15 protein-coding genes and 1 pseudogene are annotated in these 17,804 nt (G+C 46.9%); 8 read left to right on the top strand and 8 right to left on the bottom strand.

The features are described 5' to 3' along the window. A pseudogene (locus AB5903_RS19680) lies at positions 1-782 on the bottom strand (hypothetical protein); the annotation flags it as partial. Between the two features lie 156 nt (positions 783-938). On the opposite strand from AB5903_RS19680, the gene AB5903_RS19675 reads away from it, so the two are divergent. Then, complete coding sequence (locus tag AB5903_RS19675; RefSeq protein ID WP_005658014.1) at positions 939-1,643, top strand: hemerythrin domain-containing protein; 705 nt, start codon at positions 939-941, stop codon at positions 1,641-1,643. After that, positions 1,633-2,247: a response regulator transcription factor gene (locus tag AB5903_RS19670; RefSeq protein ID WP_005658017.1), complete on the top strand. Its 615-nt coding sequence runs from the start codon at positions 1,633-1,635 to the stop codon at positions 2,245-2,247. The genes AB5903_RS19675 and AB5903_RS19670 overlap by 11 nt, the downstream gene beginning before the upstream one ends. Here the strand turns inward: AB5903_RS19670 and AB5903_RS19665 are convergent. Together AB5903_RS19665 and AB5903_RS19660 are read right to left on the bottom strand one after the other, a co-directional pair. Next, positions 2,231-2,401, bottom strand: coding sequence for a hypothetical protein (locus AB5903_RS19665; protein WP_005658021.1), 171 nt, complete (start codon positions 2,399-2,401; stop codon positions 2,231-2,233). The genes AB5903_RS19670 and AB5903_RS19665 overlap by 17 nt on opposite strands. Before the next feature lie 193 nt (positions 2,402-2,594). Continuing rightward, a complete protein-coding gene (locus AB5903_RS19660) occupies positions 2,595-3,776 on the bottom strand; it encodes a MalY/PatB family protein (protein ID WP_005658024.1) in 1,182 nt (393 codons plus the stop codon). A 120-nt stretch (positions 3,777-3,896) separates the two neighbouring features. Here AB5903_RS19660 and AB5903_RS19655 point away from each other — a divergent pair, with 120 nt between their 5' ends. The 4 genes from AB5903_RS19655 (at position 3,897) to AB5903_RS19640 (ending at position 8,504) form a co-directional block, all read left to right on the top strand. Next, positions 3,897-4,691: a Cof-type HAD-IIB family hydrolase gene (locus AB5903_RS19655; protein ID WP_005658025.1), complete on the top strand. Its 795-nt coding sequence runs from the start codon at positions 3,897-3,899 to the stop codon at positions 4,689-4,691. A 22-nt stretch (positions 4,692-4,713) separates the two neighbouring features. Continuing rightward, positions 4,714-6,723, top strand: a complete 2,010-nt coding sequence (locus tag AB5903_RS19650; RefSeq protein WP_040316323.1) for a tetratricopeptide repeat protein — start codon at positions 4,714-4,716, stop codon at positions 6,721-6,723. Positions 6,724-6,802: 79 nt separating this feature from the next. After that, positions 6,803-7,417 carry an L-threonylcarbamoyladenylate synthase gene (locus AB5903_RS19645; RefSeq protein WP_005658029.1) on the top strand — a complete coding sequence of 205 codons (615 nt, stop codon included), beginning with the start codon at positions 6,803-6,805 and terminating at the stop codon, positions 7,415-7,417. A gap of 76 nt (positions 7,418-7,493) precedes the next feature. After that, positions 7,494-8,504 carry an AI-2E family transporter gene (locus tag AB5903_RS19640; protein WP_005658031.1) on the top strand — a complete coding sequence of 337 codons (1,011 nt, stop codon included), beginning with the start codon at positions 7,494-7,496 and terminating at the stop codon, positions 8,502-8,504. Between the two features lie 153 nt (positions 8,505-8,657). Here AB5903_RS19640 and AB5903_RS19635 read toward each other — a convergent pair whose 3' ends face one another. The 5 genes from AB5903_RS19635 to AB5903_RS19615 form a co-directional block, all read right to left on the bottom strand. Beyond that, the gene (locus AB5903_RS19635; protein ID WP_368118139.1) at positions 8,658-11,753 is read right to left on the bottom strand and encodes a glycoside hydrolase family 2 TIM barrel-domain containing protein; all 3,096 of its coding nucleotides are present in this window, start codon (positions 11,751-11,753) and stop codon (positions 8,658-8,660) included. 258 nt (positions 11,754-12,011) lie between these two features. Next, positions 12,012-12,770 carry an IS21-like element helper ATPase IstB gene (istB, locus tag AB5903_RS19630; RefSeq protein ID WP_368118137.1) on the bottom strand — a complete coding sequence of 253 codons (759 nt, stop codon included), beginning with the start codon at positions 12,768-12,770 and terminating at the stop codon, positions 12,012-12,014. Continuing rightward, positions 12,757-14,337: an IS21 family transposase gene (istA, locus tag AB5903_RS19625; RefSeq protein WP_368118135.1), complete on the bottom strand. Its 1,581-nt coding sequence runs from the start codon at positions 14,335-14,337 to the stop codon at positions 12,757-12,759. Before istA ends, istB begins: the two co-directional genes overlap by 14 nt. A 345-nt stretch (positions 14,338-14,682) precedes the next feature. After that, complete coding sequence (locus AB5903_RS19620; protein ID WP_004288881.1) at positions 14,683-14,919, bottom strand: hypothetical protein; 237 nt, start codon at positions 14,917-14,919, stop codon at positions 14,683-14,685. Beyond that, the gene (locus tag AB5903_RS19615; RefSeq protein ID WP_368118133.1) at positions 14,916-15,860 is read right to left on the bottom strand and encodes an amidoligase family protein; all 945 of its coding nucleotides are present in this window, start codon (positions 15,858-15,860) and stop codon (positions 14,916-14,918) included. Before AB5903_RS19615 ends, AB5903_RS19620 begins: the two co-directional genes overlap by 4 nt. A 604-nt stretch (positions 15,861-16,464) precedes the next feature. On the opposite strand from AB5903_RS19615, the gene AB5903_RS19610 reads away from it, so the two are divergent. Then, positions 16,465-17,016: a BfmA/BtgA family mobilization protein gene (locus tag AB5903_RS19610; RefSeq protein WP_368118132.1), complete on the top strand. Its 552-nt coding sequence runs from the start codon at positions 16,465-16,467 to the stop codon at positions 17,014-17,016. After that, positions 17,006-17,804, top strand: a 799-nt coding sequence (locus tag AB5903_RS19605; RefSeq protein ID WP_368118131.1) for a DUF5712 family protein, incomplete at its 3' end; no start/stop codon positions are given. The genes AB5903_RS19610 and AB5903_RS19605, both read left to right, overlap by 11 nt.

Genomic DNA, 17,804 nt, shown 5'->3' with positions numbered 1-17,804 from the left:
CTGCTGCGTGCGATGAAGTCCTGGTCTACAAACCACCCCGTTGTCTTAGGACGATTGAAATCCCCGCTCTTCAAATCAATCCCCAAAAGCGGATTGGCAAAAGAGCGGGAAAGTTCCCTGAATATCCATTGCGGCGTAATCTGTTCCGTAGCAGAGGCCGGCATCAGCAGCTTATCTTCCTGCATAAAGCGGACATAACCCGCTCCCTCATTCACCTTGCCGGAAAAAGAGAAGTTGGTGCGTGCAATGTATCCGCAAGGCGCATCCTTGGGATTGTTGGCATCGTACACCACATACTCGTAATAATCCACTTCGAACATGGCAGCACCGCCTTTGGCATCAATCACACCGAAGTTGGCCTCTATCAGGCTGGGCTTGGACAGCGTATCGAGAAATTGTCGGAAATCCTTCACCGTGGCACACACTTCCAACGCACGCCGCATTACCCGTCCGTTGGCCTCTCCACGCTCCTCACCGGGTTTCAGCTCGACCAGATTATAGGATTGCGTATTCATAATGGAGAAGCCCGCGGCGTTCGTACCTATCCACACATCCGTCGGATTGTCTTCCACACTGTTCACAACGGCTACAAAAGGATAGCGACCGCCGGAGAAGTATCTCACGCTGTTTTGCGAAAAGTCCGTATCGCGGTTCTTCCACAACAAAGGACGTCCGTCGGGGGTAACCTTGCCGGAAATTACGGCAGAAGTACAGGCGGAAAGCGGTTCGGCGCTTCCCAAAGATACAATGGCGGCAATCAAAGCCAATAAAGTCCGTTTCATAGCAAAGAAGTTTTACCGTTAATCTCGACAAAGATAAAAAATCAATCCGGATTAGTATATCACACCGGTCAAAATACCTACAAATAGCGATTGCAGTTCTCGAAGAAAAGCCGTTACTTTGCGCCCGAAACATAGAGTGGAAAGAAATAACCTGCAATGAATGAACAACATAAATATCGGGCTACGGACAAGATGAGCGACCTCATCTGTGACAATTACTCCTTATTAATGGTGATGAGCCGTTTCGGGCTGTCGCTCGGCTTCGGAGACAAGAGTGTAAAGGATGTCTGCGAAGCCCAGCATGTAGACTACCGCACTTTCCTCGCCGTAGCCAATTTCATCAGCGAGGAGCAATACTCGTACAGTGCGGACAATGATTCATTCTCGATTCCGGCACTGATGGATTATCTGAAACGCGCACACGCCTACTTCCTCGACTTCAACCTGCCTGCCATGCGCCGTAAGCTGATAGAAGCCATAGACTGCTCCAGAGACAATGATGTGGCTTATCTCATCCTTAAGTTCTTTGACGAATACGCCAAAGAAGTGCGCCGCCACATGGAATACGAAAACAAAGCCGTCTTCACTTACGTGGAGCAACTGCTGCAAGGCAGACCGTCCGATGTGTACAACATCGCCACTTTCGCCAGCAAGCACAACCAGATAGACACCAAGCTGAAGGAACTGAAAAACATCATCATCAAGTACTATCCGGAAAAAGAGAACAACAATCTTCTGAACGCCGTCCTTTTCGACATCTTCAATTGCGAACAGGACCTTGCATCGCATTGCCAGGTAGAAGACTATATGTTTGTTCCCGCCGTAGCGCAAATAGAAAAAAGACTGAAAGATGAACAATAATATTTCTCTGAAAATAGTTGTTGCAGAAACTTCGGTCATTGTACGAAGTGGTCTTGCGGCAGTGCTCAAACGCATTCCCAATCTGAATGCGCACCCCATCGAGGTGTCGTCACCGGAAGCATTGCAGAACTTTATACATCTGCACACTCCCGATATTGTAATCGTAAACCCTACTTTCGGCGGTTGGTTCGACCTGCCCTCTTTCAAGACAAACCATAACGGAAACAGTATCAAATACATCGCATTGGTATGTTCCGTCATCGACAATAATGCGCTGAAAGAGTATGACGAAAGCATCGCCATCTGTGACGATATCGAAATGATTACCACAAAAATCAACCGTCTTCTCCATACCGAAGAAGAAGATGAGAAGGACAGCGAACAGGAAACGCTCAGCCAACGTGAAAAGGAAATCATTACCTGCGTCGTAAAAGGCATGACCAACAAGGCGATTGCCGACAAACTGTATCTGTCTATCCATACCGTCATCACCCACCGCCGCAACATTGCACGCAAGTTGCAGATACATTCTCCCGCAGGCCTCACCATCTATGCCATTGTGAACAAGCTGGTAGAACTGAGCGATATTAAAGATACTTTATAATCCTTTCTTCCACACAGCCTGCCGGAAGAAAGAATGCAAAACCCGTTTCCCCATAGGAGGAAAACATATTGACCTGCCGCTGGAACTTCATCAGTCCGGCAGGTATCTCCGCCGCATCCGCCACAAAACAAATCCCCGCTTCACGATGTCGCATCGGAAAACGGGGATCCTTTTATCTTCATAAAAGTGGTTACGTAATTATGACTAACTAATTCATTCTTTAAATCTGATGTTGCAAAGATACGGCATCGCACCCGATGCCGCAATCACCTGATATAGGTATATTAAAGAACGACAGTCATTATAAATAGGTAACGCCGCCATTCAACCATGTATTTCTGCCAGCCCTATCCCTTTGCCATCTCTTCCTTAACCGCTGCGGACAGTTGTTCCAGCGCTTTTTGCAGCACCGAACGGGGACAGCCTACATTCAACCGCATAAAGCCTTCTCCCGGTTTGCCGAACATCGTCCCGTCATTCAGGGCCAGATGAGCTTTTTCCGCAAACAGTCTTGCCAACTTCTCTTGCGGCAGGCCCAATGCCCTACAATCCAGAAAAACGAGATAAGAGGCCTGCGGGCGTATCATACCGATGCCCGGAACATGTTCTTTCAGATAATTCTCCGTAAAGTCGATATTGGCCTGTACATATCCGAGTACCTGTTCCAGCCACTCTTCACCGTGCGTATAGGCAGCTGCAGCGCCGATGTAAGCAAATAAATGCCCTTCGCAGAACTCGCCCGCTTCCATAAACTCCCGGAAACGCCGACGAATATCCTCATTCACCGCTATGGCATACGAACTGCCCAATCCCGGCATATTGAAAGCCTTGCTGGGAGCCATAAAAGTAAGAGAATTCTGTGCGGCAGCCTCGGACACCGTGGCGAAAGGATGATGCTTATAAGGGGGTAAGGTAAGATCTGCGTGTATCTCGTCGGAAACGACCATAGTCCCGCTCTCTTTACAAATATCCGCTATCCGACGCAGTTCTTCGACCGTCCATACACGTCCGCCCGGATTATGGGGATTACAAAGGATAAGCAACCTGCATCCCCGGATATCCTTAGAGAAACGCTCAAAATCAATATGATAATGCCCGTCGTACAAATCGAGCGGAGAATAGACCACTTCGCGTCCCAAGCGTTCGGTCACCAGGAAAAAAGGATGGTACACCGGAGTCATTACCATTACCTTGTCGCCCGGTTTGGTAAAGCATTGCAGCGCAAAGGCCTGCCCGCGTACAATTCCGGGAACAAACGTCAGCATATCACGCGTAACATCCCACTGGTGACGCTTGTGCAACCAACTGCAAATAGAGGTATACCACTCCTCACAGGCAAAAGTATATCCCAAAACCTCGTGGTCGAGACGACGGCGCAACGCATCCATCACAAAAGGCGGCGTACGGAAATCCATATCGGCCACCCACATGGGAAGCAAATCTTTACGTCCCCATACATTCTCCACGCCGTCCCATTTTACGGAGTCCGTACCGCGGCGTTCAATCACTTCATCAAAATTATACTTCATAAGGTTCAAGCTATTTTAATTGAGTTTCCGAGTTTAACGACAGTATATAAAATTATTCGCAAAAGTACGAAATATCTTTGCTTTTGAGTAAATTTGCCAACCAATTTAAAAGAGACATATATGATTAAAGCCCTGTTTTTTGACATCGACGGTACACTGGTGAGCTTCAAGACCCACCAGATTCCCGTTTCCACCATCGAAGCGCTGGAAGCCGCCAAAGCCAAAGGCATACAGATATTCATTTCTACCGGACGTCCGCGTGTCATCATCAATAACCTCGCCGCCCTGCAGGAACGGAAACTGATAGACGGCTACATCACCATGAACGGCGCCTATTGTTTTGTGGACGATACCGTTATCTACAAAAGTCCCATACCGGCAGCCGAAGTCGATGCACTGACAGGCTTCTGTCACGAGCGCAATCTCCCCTGCATACTGGTGGGTGAACACGATATTTGCGTCAATCAGCCGGGCGAACTCGTAACAGAGATATTCAACAGACAACTCAAAACAGACCCCATCCCACCCAAACCCTATACAGACAACCATTCGGACAAGGAGTACTACCAACTGACGCCCTTTATCGATATTGAAGAAGAACAACTCCTGCTGCCTTCCATTCCCAACTGCGAAATGGGACGCTGGCATCCGGCATTTGTAGATGTCACCGCCAAAGGAAATACCAAACAACGCGGCATCGACGAGATAATCCGGCATTTCGGCATCCGTCTGGAAGAAACGATGGCTTTCGGCGACGGTGGAAACGATATCAGCATGTTGCGTCATGCAGGCATTGGAGTGGCTATGGGCAATGCCAAAGACGATGTTAAAGCCGCAGCCGGTTATGTCACTACGAGCGTTGACGACAACGGCATAGCCAATGCACTAAAACAATACGGAATAATCGAAAGTTGAGGGTTGAAAGCCAGCTATGCATATGTCCTTCGTACCCGACACTCAGAACAAGGAGTTTCAAGATGCCTTGAACCTCATACAGTACACCCGCCAGTCTGTTTTCCTGACGGGGAAAGCGGGTACGGGAAAGTCTACCTTTCTCCGGTATATCTGCGAACATACCAAGAAGAAACACGTTGTGCTGGCTCCTACGGGAATTGCCGCCATCAATGCGGGGGGAAGCACGCTGCACAGTTTCTTCAAACTGCCGTTTTATCCTCTGCTGCCCGATGACCCCAATTTCAGCTTACAACGGGGACGCATCCACGAATTCTTTAAATACACCAAACCTCACCGCAAGCTCCTTGAAGAATTGGAGCTGGTTATCATCGACGAGATTTCCATGGTACGGGCAGATATCATCGATGCCGTCGACCGTATTTTGCGGGTTTACTCACGCAACCTCAGGGAGCCTTTCGGCGGAAAACAAATCCTGCTGGTGGGCGATGTATTCCAGTTGGAACCCGTAGTGAAAGGGGACGAACGGGACATACTGAACCGTTTCTATCCTACCCCTTATTTCTTCTCTGCAAGAGTATTCGGACAGATAGACCTCGTGTCCATTGAACTGCAAACCGTCTACCGTCAGACCGACAAGGTATTTGTCAACGTACTGGACCATATACGGAGCAATACAGTAGGCGCTGCCGACCTGCAACTGCTCAATACCCGCTACGGTACACAGATAGAACAGTCCGAAGCCGATATGTACATCACCCTCGCCACCCGCCGCGATAATGTGGATTATATCAATGACAAAAAACTTGCCGAGCTTCCGGGAGACCCCGTTACGTTTCATGGTGAAATCATGGGCGACTTTCCCGAAAGCAGCCTTCCCACCTCTCAGGAACTGGTACTCAAACCGGGCGCTCAAATCATTTTCATTAAAAACGATTTCGACCGCCGGTGGGTAAACGGTACAATCGGCATTGTCAGCGGCTTCGACCCTATTGAAGAAACACTCTACATCATTACCGACGACGGCAAGGAATGTGATGTGAAACGGGAGTCCTGGCGGAATATCCGCTACAAATACAACGAAGAAAAAAAACAGATTGAGGAAGAGGAATTAGGAACTTTCACCCAATATCCTGTACGACTGGCATGGGCCATCACTGTCCATAAAAGCCAGGGACTGACTTTCAGCCGGGTAGTCATCGACTTCACCGGTGGCGTATTTGCCGGTGGACAAGCATACGTGGCACTCAGCCGGTGCACATCGCTGGAAGGGATACAACTGAAAAAGCCCGTCAGCCGCGCCGATGTATTCGTACGTCCCGAAATTGTAGGATTCGCCCAACGCTTCAACAACCGCCAGGCCATTGACCGTGCCTTGAAGCAGGCACAGGCAGATGTGCAATATGTAGCGGCAGCCAAAGCCTTCGACCAGGGAGACTTCGAGACTTTCCTCAATGAATTCTTCAAGGCCATCCATTCCCGTTATGACATCGAGAAACCCGTAGTGCAACGTCTTATCCGCAAAAAGCTGAATATCATCAACCGGCTGAAAGCGGAGAACGTCTGCCTGAAACAAGACATGGAAAAACAGCGGAAGCGCCTGCAAGACTACGCCCGCGAATATTATGCCATGGGGAACGAGTGCATCACCCAAGCCCGCGACGCCCGTGCCGCCCTTGCCAATTATGACAAAGCTTTGGAGCTTTATCCCGAATACACGGATGCCTGGGTGCGAAAAGGCGTCACCCTCTTCAACGAAAACCAATACCAGGAAGCCGAAGAATGCCTGAACCGTGCCGTACGCTTGCGCCCCGCCGAATTCAAAACCGTGTACAACCGTGGAAAGTTGCGGCTTAAACTCGGAAACATTGAAGGTGCCATAGCCGACCTGGACAAAGCCACCACCCTAAAGCCCGAACATGCCGGGGCTCACGAACTCTTCGGGGACGCTTTGATGCAAGCCGGAAAAGAGGTTGAAGCAGCCTTGCAATGGCGATTGGCGGAAGAACTCCGCAAAAAGCGCTCCTCAAAATAAAATCCATCCTTATACATTTGATTTCAAGAAACTTATTATTACTTTTGTAATATACTTTTAAACCAAGTCCGACAATATCATGCTTCTGAAACTTTATGAAAAGAACAACAACCCGGCAGATTTGCAACAAGTAATCGACATTCTGAACGACGGCGGCATCATCATCTACCCCACCGACACCATGTATGCCATCGGCTGCCACGGACTGAAGGAACGTGCGATAGAACGTATCTGCCAGCTCAAAAACACCGACCCCAAGAAGAACAACCTTTCCATCATCTGCTACGACCTGAGCAGCATCAGCGAATATGCCAAGTTCGACAACAACACGTTTAAATTAATGAAGCGCAACCTTCCGGGCGCTTTCACCTTTATCTTAAACGGCACAGTCCGTCTGCCGAAGATATTCCGCAACCGGAAAGAAGTAGGAATCCGTATGCCCGACCATCCGATAATACGGGAGCTGGCACGCCTGCTGGATGCCCCTATCATGACCGCCACACTCCCCCATAACGAAAACGAAGACATTGAATACTGCACCGACCCCGAACTGATTGATGAGAAGTTCGGCAATATCGTCGACCTGGTTATCGACGGTGGAATAGGTGGCATAGAGGGTTCCACAGTAGTGGACTGCACCGGTGGCGAGGCAGAAATCGTACGTCAGGGAAAAGGCTGGCTGGACGAAGGATAAAATTCAATCTCCGCATATTCCTCAAAAACATTTCCGGCTCTTATAATGTTTCTTTTTCAAAGAAACAACATATTCTATGAGTACAAAAGAGCAATACTGGAAATATTCATTGATTACCATCATTATCGGGTTGGGGATTATCCTCGCCAGGCAAATCACTCCCTTCTTAGGCGGTCTGTTGGGTGCATTGACCATCTATATACTGGTCAGGCGCCAGATGATTTATCTGTCCGAAAAGCGAAAGATAAAACGGAGCATAGCTGCCACCGTCATTACGGCAGAAGCCATTTTATGCTTTCTCGTTCCTCTGGCATTGGTAGTATGGCTGGCGGTAGTAAACCTGCAGAACATCAACCTTGATCCGCAGGCAGTCATTGCACCTTTTGAAGAAGCCGCCTCCATTATCAAGGCCAGAACCGGATACAATGTACTAAGCGGAAACAGCCTTTCATTCTTCATTTCATCCCTTCCACGCATCGGACAGACATTAATGGGAGGCATCAGCAGCTTCATCGTCAATATGTTTGTACTGGTATTTGTCCTCTACTTCATGCTGATAGGCGGAAAGAAAATGGAGCAATATGTCAACGAACTTCTTCCTTTCAATGAAACCAACACACAGGAGATAGTACACGAAATCAATATGATTGTCCGTTCCAATGCCATCGGCATACCTTTGCTTGCCGTAATACAAGGCGGAGTAGCCATGCTCGGCTATTGGATATTCGATGCTCCCAATATTCTATTTTCAGGCTTTCTTACAGGTTTCGCCAGTATCATACCCATGGCAGGTACGGCATTGGTATGGATTCCCATAGCCGTATACATGGCACTTATCGGCAACTGGTTCCAAGCAATCGGACTGGTCATATTCGGTTCCCTTGTCATCTCGCAACTCGATAATCTGATACGTTTCGTCATTCAAAAGAAAATGGCCGATATTCATCCGCTCATCACTGTCTTCGGAGTTGTTATCGGCCTCTCCCTTTTTGGATTTATGGGGGTCATATTCGGCCCGTTACTACTTTCCCTGTTCTTTCTCTTTGTCAATATGTTCAAAAAAGGGTATCTGGACGGAGCAAAATAAATCGCTCCTAAGGTGTAAACAGAACAAAGCACCGGACTCCCCCGAAAGCCTCATAACCGACTTTGGAATGGCAGTCCGATGCCTTGCATATCAGAAGAGTCCGGCTGAATGCAACGTACCTCTACGGAAAACGTTTACTTCCGGCCGGTTTCCTCATTGTATTCCGATGTTATGATGTACCGGAGTCAGGATAAACGTAAATTCATAATCAGCATAAGGCACCTGATACTCAGGACGGGCTATGCGTCCCCAACTATCCTCGCATCCCAAACCGGCTTGAACCTTATCAATGCAGAAGTTTGTCAAATCCGCCTCTTCCACCTCCTGAGAGTGCCCCTGGCGCTTGCTCCAGCCTTCATCCAAAGATTCAATCGTATAGTGTAAAGCCGATGCGGAGAACGGAGCGGCAGCAACTGCCTCTATACCGTTACCGGCTGCATCCAGCATCTTCCACCAGCGGATATCCGTCTTTGTGCCATTTTCCTGCGGACGGATATACGGATAGAACTGCTCCGATACGCTCTGGCGATAGATACCGAGGTCGGTACAATGGTTACGGTCTGCATAGTTCTCCACCGGACCGCGGCCGTAGTATTCTACAGTTTCAAAGCTGCGGGGCATAGGCATCTGCATGCCGAAACGGAAGAGGTTGGCTACTTTGGCATTTTTATCGGCAACCATCTTTTGAGTGATTTTAACAGCACCACTGTCGTTGATAACATATGTCAGACTTAACTCCGCCGATGCTTCCGGCAGTTTATAAGCCGTTTCCACAATCACTTGTCCGTTCTCGGTGTGCTGACTGAAAGAAGTCAGTTTTATCTCCGGATTCTTCCAGACAGCATATTTACGTTGCAGGTTAGCGCCGAAATCATTGTCGGTAGGAGCACGCCAGAAGTTGGGCGTAAGCGCCTCACCTTCCTTAATCATATCCAAACCGTTCACTTCGTATTTGGTCAGATAACCGGTATGCCTGTTGAACTCCATGCGGAAAGCCTCACCGGAGACAATAAGATAGTTGCAGTCATTCTCCTGTATCACGGGAGCAGCCACTTCCACGTTGCTCAATTCCGTGTTCTTCAAATCCATTGCAGGAGCCTGATAGGCATTCAGCGTCAATTGGTCTTTAGCAACAATATGCCCTGCCGGAAGCAGACCTTCACGTTCCTTCAATTTATAAGACACGTTAAGCAACCACTCGGCACACTGGCAGACAGTTCCCAAATCCAGTTTGACTTTAGCAGTCTGCTGCGGAGCTACATTCAGGTCATCCACACGACCGCTGCGCATCACCTTGCCGTCTTTCAGCATTTCCCACTCCAGATAACAGCCCGAAAGGTCACGGAAGAAGTTTTCGTTGAATACATTAATTTCTCCACGCTGCAAATCGGCCGGAGTTGTCCAGATATTCTGATAGATACGTCCTACCTCGTACATATGAGGATTGGGTACGCGGTCGGGACTGACAAGACCATTGTTACAGAAATTGACATCGCTGGCATCAAAGCGGTTGAAGTCACCGCCATAGGCATAAATCATCTTACCGTTCTTACCGGTCCAACGAACGGACTGGTCTACAAAATCCCAAATGAAACCACCCTGATATTTGGGATATTTGCGAATCATATCCCAATATTCTTTGAAACCGCCTTCCGAATTACCCATGGCATGCGCATACTCACACTGAATGAGAGGTCTGTTCATAGAATCATCCTCACAATATTTCAGACAATCGTTATATCCATAATACATCGGACAGAATATATCGGTCTTTCCTGTCTTTCCGGCCTGTTCGTATTGCACGGCACGGCTCGGGTCTTCCGCTTTCACCCAGTCATAAGCCGCTTCAAAGTTAGACCCATAACCGGCTTCATTACCCAATGACCAGAAAATGATGCTCGGATGGTTGAAACTGCGCTGTACATTATGCTGATTACGCTCCATATGAGCTTTCTTGTAATCGGCACGTTTGGCAAGAGTGGATTCTTCATATCCCATTCCGTGAGACTCGATATTGGCTTCCGCTACCACATAAATACCGTATTGATCGCACAAGTCATACCACAGATTATTATCGGGATAGTGGCAGGTACGCACCGCATTCAGATTGAACTGCTTCATAAGCTGAATATCCTGAATCATACGCTCACGGGAAACGACATAACCGTAATCAGGATCCATTTCGTGACGGTTGGCTCCCTTGAACAGGACAGGCTTGCCGTTTACCAATACCTGCGCATTCTTCAGTTCTATTTTACGGAAACCCACTTTTATGGGAATAACCTCGCCACTGCCTTGCAAAGCAGCACGTAATGTATAAAGATACGGAGTTTCAGCTGTCCATTTGTGCGGATTGTCAAGGTTCATTACAGCAACCCCGTTACCGCGTACAGTTGCCGTTGCCACCTGCTTGCCTTCGGCATCCAATAGCTCCAAGGCGGTATTACCGTTACCTTTCAGACTGACTTCCACACGCAAAGAGCCGTTTTTGTAGTCAGCATCCAAATCCGGAGTGACACGGACATCCTCGATACGTTTCTTATCACGGGCATACAGATAGCAGTCGCGTCCCACTCCGCTATAACGGAAGAAATCCTGATCTTCAAGATATGTGCCGTCGCACCAGCGGAACACCTGAAAAGCTATCAGGTTCTTCTGTCCCGGTTTCAGGTAAGAGGTGAGGTCGAATTCTGCCTCCAGTTTACTATCCTCGCTGTAACCTACATACTTGCCGTTCACCCACAGGTACATATTGGAAGTCACCGAACCGAAATGAGCTATAATGTCCTTACCTTTCCAAGTAGCAGGCACTACAATCTCCCGGCGGTATGAACCGACATGATTATCCACAACAGGCACTTGCGGCGGATTATTCTTGAACTGATTGCGCCAGGCATAACCTACGTTCACGTAAATAGGATCTCCAAAGCCATTCAGCTCCCAAACACCGGGAACAGGCATATCGCACCAGCCTTTATCATTGAACCCCGGCTTCCAGAAATCAACGGGGCGGGCGTCTGCATCTTTCACCCAAAAGAATTTCCAAGTACCGTTTAAGGTCATAAAACGGGAAGAGTGCTCTTTAACTCCCGTCTGTGCCACGCCTTCCGATTCGTAAGCAAAATAATTGGTGTGCATCGGGGCACGGTTCACAGCATTCACTTCCGGATTCTGCCATTCGGTAAAAGACTGCGCGTTTGCCATCACAGCCAGGGCAGTAAATAATCCGGTAACAATTCGTTTTTTCATGATATCTATTATTTATTCAGGTTTGTATGCTGCAAAGATAAAAACTACAAATCAAAACCCAACCGGGTTTTAAGTCAAAAAAAAGAAAACATGGGAAATATGTATGTACAAATAGCTATAGAAATAAACAGAAAACAAACAGCCAAAAGAAAATTGTACCTTGCAAATTTACACACCTCATTTTTTAGTAATTTAATATATTCCACTTTTGCGCCTTTAATAGTTTACATTAATTAACCCTTTTTATATAGCAATACCCTATGTCTGATTGCTAAAAATTGTTTTCCTATTCGCCAGACGATAACTCTTTCCTGAGAGATTGATTACTTCACAACAGTAGAGCAACCTGTCAAGCAAGGCAGCAGCCACCGCTTCATCTCCCAGCTCTTCCAACCACTCCGCCAGTCCCCTGTTCGCAATAATAATGAGTGACACTTTCTCCTGAAGGGCGTTAACCAGCTTGAACAATAGCAGCATGTCTTCTCTTTTCAAGGGATATAATGTGACATTATCAATTGCCAGCAACCGGGCTTTCATTATCCTTTTATAGGTCTTCATGGCATGTCGGGAAACATCTCTTGTCTTCAGACAGACGAGCAGATCTTCCAGGCTTATCAAGGTAGCATTGTATCCCTCCTTCACCGCCTCATGGACGAGTCCAGATGCAATAAATGTCTTTCCGGTTCCGGGACCTCCTATCAGGAGAAGATTGTATGCCCTGCTCATCCACGTGAGTTCACGCAACTCCCGAAGTTGCCTGCCGTCCAGTCCTTCTGTCCGGTTGAAATCATACTCATCCAAAGTATGCCTGGCAGGGAGACCGGCCACCTTCATCCGGGAGAGAAAGCTTTTGCGGTCCCTTTCGCCTGCTTCTCTTGCAAGACAGGATAGCAGGAATTCCGAATAGGTAGGCTGCTTTTCCTGTGCCTCATGTATAATCTCCGTCATGTGTTCGGCCAGACTTGCCAGTTTCAGACGTCGTGCATATTCAACCAGTTCTTTTTTACGTTTTATCATGATTCGTGAAAATATCTTTGTAAGACTGCATCATCCCGGTTTGAAACGGTGGATGCATGCCCGGCGGTTGTGAAATATAAGTGCTGCCATTTTCCGGTATTTCTCTGGAGTTCCTGCGCACACACTCGCAAAGGTTCCTGACCGACTCCCCGTTATAGATGCCCCGGTCCAGACATATGCGTATGGCTTCGACCAGCGTATGTCCGTCATAGCTCGGAATACTGCGCAGGATTACTTCCAGATTACTCCTGTAGTAGCGTTCCTTTCGTCGGCGCAGATTTTCCAGCCATAAGGCGACTTCCTTGTTATAAGATACATATATAAGGATGCGTTCTGCCAATTTCTGTGTACCGGCATTTCTGGCTCTCCTATGGCTTTCATCATATATGATCTTCCCTCTTCCCATGCTAAGAGGATGCCTGCCCAGAAGTTTTCCCGTATCTTTACTGTACAGTTCCAGACAGCCTTCAGCTTCTTGTAGCCATACTGTTGTTTCTCCACTCCGGTAGGTTCCTGAAGGAACACTGTAGTAGTTTCCCCGATACTGTACCGTATTGTCTTTACGTACATGGTATTCGGTCATGTACTCTTGCGGTGGTTGCGGAGTTCCATGATAGGGCATCATGAAATTTCTCTCCACGATAAACTCCCGGCTGGGGATCAGACGGGTGGTTCCATGCTCTTTTCCGTTCGCAGTCCTTTCCAGCCAAAGGCGTGCCTCTTCATTAAGTCTGTCTATGTCATGAAAAAGCCTCCCTGAGAGAAAGTTACCCTTTACGTACTTGACCACATTCTCCACCTTTCCTTTCGATTCCGGGTCCGCTTTTCGGCAGAATACAGGCAGAAAATGCTGTTCCTTTACGAATGACTGGAATTTTGTAGTCAGCACCAGATCTCCCAAATTCTCCCTTGATATAAGTACTCTGTCCTGGTCATAGATTATCTTGCGGGGCTTTCCGCCGAAATACTGGAAGGCAAGCTCATGTGCGTATACTGCAAGTTCCGTATCGAAAGGCCGGCGGCTGAAATGGATGAACTTTTGCCTGGATCGTGAAAGTACTATTGCAAAGAAGTACACTTTCACGTTGCTTCCGTTTCCGGCAGGTATCCATTTCTCACCGAAATCAGCCTGTGCATATTCCCCGTAAGGTGTGTCCGGCTGTTTCTCATAATCCCGACGAACCTTACCGTCCGAGCTCTTCCCAATGCCGTATTTTTCCCTTATGCGTCCGACAAAGTTAAATACGGTCTTGTCGCATACTTGGGGGAAGTCCAGATAACATTCCCTGAGCCAGTCATGTATTCTGGCAGCAGATATGTACGGATATTCTTCCAGGGTTCCGCGCACATACTCCTCATATTTTCCAAGTTTCAACTTATGCCTGCGATGAGAGTTCTGTTTCCTGATGAATTCTTCCCTGCTTATCGCCAGGTATCGCCGTACGGTGCTTCTGTCTACGCCCAGGCATCTGCCGATCTGTGTCTTGTTGAGTCCTTTGGAACATAGTTCCCTTACCTTGTACCACATATACTGTTTATCTTTTAAAAAGCGGCTCGTAGTTTCCATTTGATGTCTTTCTCTTTTTGAGCCGGCAAAGATAAGACATTCCATACTCAGGATGAAGATGATTCAGCCCCGCAGGTGTTACATCATCTTTTCCATTTTTTCAAGGGTGAAATTACTGTTTTCAGGGGAGAACGGAAGAATATCCGGATGACAAGATGAAATTTTTCTATATCTACATAAATATAAGTGTACAATATATTACTTATTAAGTAAATTGCTTATAGATATAGTTAAGTAATTTGTATATTCAAGTAAATAAATAGATGCTTTCTGCCTGAACAAAAAAATCCCCATCTTCCCATGAAAGGAAAACGGGGATGGTGTAATAATAAAGGAAACCGTCCGTTACATTTCTTTGGCATATCCTGTCCGAATCAAATCGGCAAGGAACTTCTCAGGTGTATCGGTGGCAATCCGTACACCCGACTGCACCACATAACGTTCGGCAAAATTGTGCATATACTGTTCATCGGTACAATCGGAATCCATCCAACTGCCCACACGAAGTTCATGCACAAACTCTTTGGCGTTGCCGGCAACGATACGTTCGTCACCAGGCAACATATATGTTTTCTTATTCATACGGCTAATTTTTTTGTTCTTAATTTATAATACAATTTTTGTTTTTCCCCCAAGAAAGGAAAATTTTCCAATCTGCTTCCTGTCGGGAGTGCGCTTACAGATGCAAAGGTAATCATTCTGTCGAGAAAACACACCCAATTTTCTATCTTTGTGAAACTGATAGTTCCCGAATGCTGTCTGAACTCCACCGTCTTGTGGCGCGAATAGGCTTGAAGGTTGACTTTCATATATCTGTTTGGGAACAGATTCTGGAGTTCTTCAATGTTTCGTACCGAGCGTATCCGTTCATCAGAGAAGCGGCTGAGAGAAGTACAGAAATTATTGTTGTTTCCTCTGCGTGAAACTGGCATAAATTTATCAATCTCAACTTCGGCATGTTTATATGAAAGAAGCAGATTCTGCCAAGTAGTGATGCTGAAGTCTTCAGCACTCATGTGCACATGCAGGCCGCAGCTTCCATTAATCTTTACATTGCAGGCATCCAAAACCCAGCAGACTTTTTCCAGTTCTTCCAATCCGTCTTCTCCCACCAATATAGGGCTTACGAGCTCAAATGTGTCATTCCCGTTCAGACTGCTATCCGTAATCAGTTTCCAACGTGAGCGCAAATGGTGGTTGTATGCTTCACTGGCCACTTCAATACCCGCCTCTCTCAATTCGTGAACGAGCCGTTCAAATGTGCAGTTGTAAGCCTCTATCTCGACACCGAATTTTCTTCTGAAAGAATAATCAAGTTCGGGTACGGTAACTACGGAAGTCTGAGTAGCAGGTAGCAATCCTTCATCTCTCATCCTTTTATAGACGTTCCACACGAATCCACGATTTCCACGAGTAACGAGCTCCGCTATTTCCCGGTGGGTAAGGCCGAGCAGAAGAAGTTTACGTATCTTCGAAGTCTTTGTCCCATTCTCGGCTAAAATGTTTCTAATTTCTTCATTCATAACGTGTTATATCCTTTATTATTACATATCAAAGGTAATGATTTTTCTCTGTTTGTCCAAATCATACACAGCTCTTTATCAGTGAATTAGCTTACTTTTGCTTCTGCTAATAATTGTATCCGTCTTCCTTTCAAGGGGGAGTTCACACGCTGTTTCCATCCGTTTCCATGCATTTACTGCCATTTTCTGTTTGTCACTTTCTTTCATGGGTGGGGCCTTCGGATTGTACGACTGTTCCGAAGTGCTTTCGGGGCTTTGTGGCTTCCGGGGCTAAGGGGCTGAAAGTCCCTTAGTGAATTCCTGATAAGGAAGAGCAAGAGGAGTTCCCGCACGCGAGAACTTTAATCGACGCAAAGCGTTGATGAATAAGCAATTACATATATACACCATTTACTTGAATATATACAAACGTAAACAAAAGGAATTTATGGTACTGATTTTAAAATAATTGTACCGTCAACTTTCAGTAAACTTCTTGTAAACGACGTGGCATTTTACTAATTTTCAGTATATTATAATATATTATCCTGATTGAGTAGGTGTATCGCTTGACATCCAACAAGCTTATATCTACCTTTGTCTCAGAAACTTAATCAGTGACAAAATGTATACAAACAAAGAAAACTCTACCAAATTGATCCGGATTTCTCCAAGCGTAAAAAAACGCCTGGAAATCTTTCAGGGCGGTGATACCCCCAACCTGTGTATTGACAGGATGATTACTTTTTTTGAAATTACCGGATATAATCCGCGTTATGCTTCCAAGAATCCGACAGCATTGGTGGAGAAACGGATTGAGGATCTCGTCAAAATAGTAAAGTCTCAGGAACGGGATATATTCAAGCCTATTCTTGAAAAGATGTCCAATATGAGTGGTGGTCTTCAGGATGCCCCCGACTATGCCCGCCTGATGAATGAGATGCGTGATCTCAAGGAGAAGAACCGCCAGCTCCAACAACAGGTTTCTGAAAACGAAAAGGCGGTATCCGATGATAATGCCGGATATGCGGACAAACTTAAACGCCTGGCCGAACTTGTCAAATACCAACTCAATCCCGACAGGTTTGTGAAGGTAAAGTTCAGCGATGAGGTCAAGATACCCATTAACACCCTGCAGCTGCTCATCAAGAAGATTGACGAGGAATATGTACTGTAAAGCACACCGGCCTGTCAATACCCCGGGAGTATCGGATAACAAGGGAAAATGTGTGCAGCTGGTGGAATATCTCAGCAAGGAGTCACAGGATGTACGTCCTTACTATGATAATTTTTTTTCACAACAAAAAGACTTTGTCACACCCCGGACTGTCATGCACCATATAGACAATAACCACAGAACCCTGAAAAGAAATGATGATAAGTTCTATATGCTTTCCATCAATCCGAGCGGTGAGGAGCAGAGGCATCTCATAGAAAAGGTGACCGGAAAGCAAGTCGGGGAATTCTCGGAACTGACCGCCGGTGAGCAGGAAGAGGTACTGGCCGAGCTGAAAAAATTCTCCCGCGGATGCATGGACGAATATGCCCGGAACTTTTACCGGGAGAAAATCAAGTCCGGTGATGATCTGGTATGGTATGGACGTGTGGAAACGGAACGCCATTATAAAGGCGATGATCCCGAAGTGGAAGCCGGCAGGGCAAAAGCCGGTGACAGGAAACCGGGACTGCAGCTGCATGTGCATATTATCGTCTCCCGCATGGACAAGACACAGACCGTATCCCTTTCCCCCCTTTCCAAAAGCAGGGGGAACAGGCAGATACTTGACGGGAAGGAAGTGATTGTCGGTTTTGACCGTTCCCAATGGTCCACCCGGTGTGCATCATGCTTTAACCGGCAGTACGATTATTTTCCTTATTACCACTCACAGGATGAAAGCCTGAGAAAATATTCCGAGAACTGGCAGCTACGGAACGAACTGAAGAATCAGGCAGTCTCACAGCTTA

Origin of the sequence: Bacteroides sp. 2201st1_D9_2201SCRN_220225 (genome assembly GCF_040928965.1) — a bacterium.
In the GTDB taxonomy this organism is placed as follows: Bacteria; Bacteroidota; Bacteroidia; order Bacteroidales; family Bacteroidaceae; genus Bacteroides; species Bacteroides stercoris.
Note: the sequence above shows the minus strand (reverse complement) of the source record. Positions and strands in the feature narration are given on the sequence as shown.

Bases quoted from the DNA above. Each gene is read 5' to 3' on its own strand.
- AB5903_RS19650 (WP_040316323.1), top strand. From the start codon at position 4,714: ATGTCCTTCGTACCCGACACTCAGAACAAGGAGTTTCAAGATGCCTTG.
- AB5903_RS19610 (WP_368118132.1), top strand. From the start codon at position 16,465: ATGTATACAAACAAAGAAAACTCTACCAAATTGATCCGGATTTCTCCA.
- AB5903_RS19620 (WP_004288881.1), bottom strand. From the start codon at position 14,919: ATGAATAAGAAAACATATATGTTGCCTGGTGACGAACGTATCGTTGCC.
- AB5903_RS19670 (WP_005658017.1), top strand. From the start codon at position 1,633: ATGAACAATAATATTTCTCTGAAAATAGTTGTTGCAGAAACTTCGGTC.
- istA (WP_368118135.1), bottom strand. From the start codon at position 14,337: ATGGAAACTACGAGCCGCTTTTTAAAAGATAAACAGTATATGTGGTAC.
- AB5903_RS19635 (WP_368118139.1), bottom strand. From the start codon at position 11,753: ATGAAAAAACGAATTGTTACCGGATTATTTACTGCCCTGGCTGTGATG.
- AB5903_RS19640 (WP_005658031.1), top strand. From the start codon at position 7,494: ATGAGTACAAAAGAGCAATACTGGAAATATTCATTGATTACCATCATT.
- istB (WP_368118137.1), bottom strand. From the start codon at position 12,770: ATGATAAAACGTAAAAAAGAACTGGTTGAATATGCACGACGTCTGAAA.
- AB5903_RS19615 (WP_368118133.1), bottom strand. From the start codon at position 15,860: ATGAATGAAGAAATTAGAAACATTTTAGCCGAGAATGGGACAAAGACT.
- AB5903_RS19660 (WP_005658024.1), bottom strand. From the start codon at position 3,776: ATGAAGTATAATTTTGATGAAGTGATTGAACGCCGCGGTACGGACTCC.
- AB5903_RS19665 (WP_005658021.1), bottom strand. From the start codon at position 2,401: ATGCGACATCGTGAAGCGGGGATTTGTTTTGTGGCGGATGCGGCGGAG.
- AB5903_RS19645 (WP_005658029.1), top strand. From the start codon at position 6,803: ATGCTTCTGAAACTTTATGAAAAGAACAACAACCCGGCAGATTTGCAA.
- AB5903_RS19675 (WP_005658014.1), top strand. From the start codon at position 939: ATGAATGAACAACATAAATATCGGGCTACGGACAAGATGAGCGACCTC.
- AB5903_RS19655 (WP_005658025.1), top strand. From the start codon at position 3,897: ATGATTAAAGCCCTGTTTTTTGACATCGACGGTACACTGGTGAGCTTC.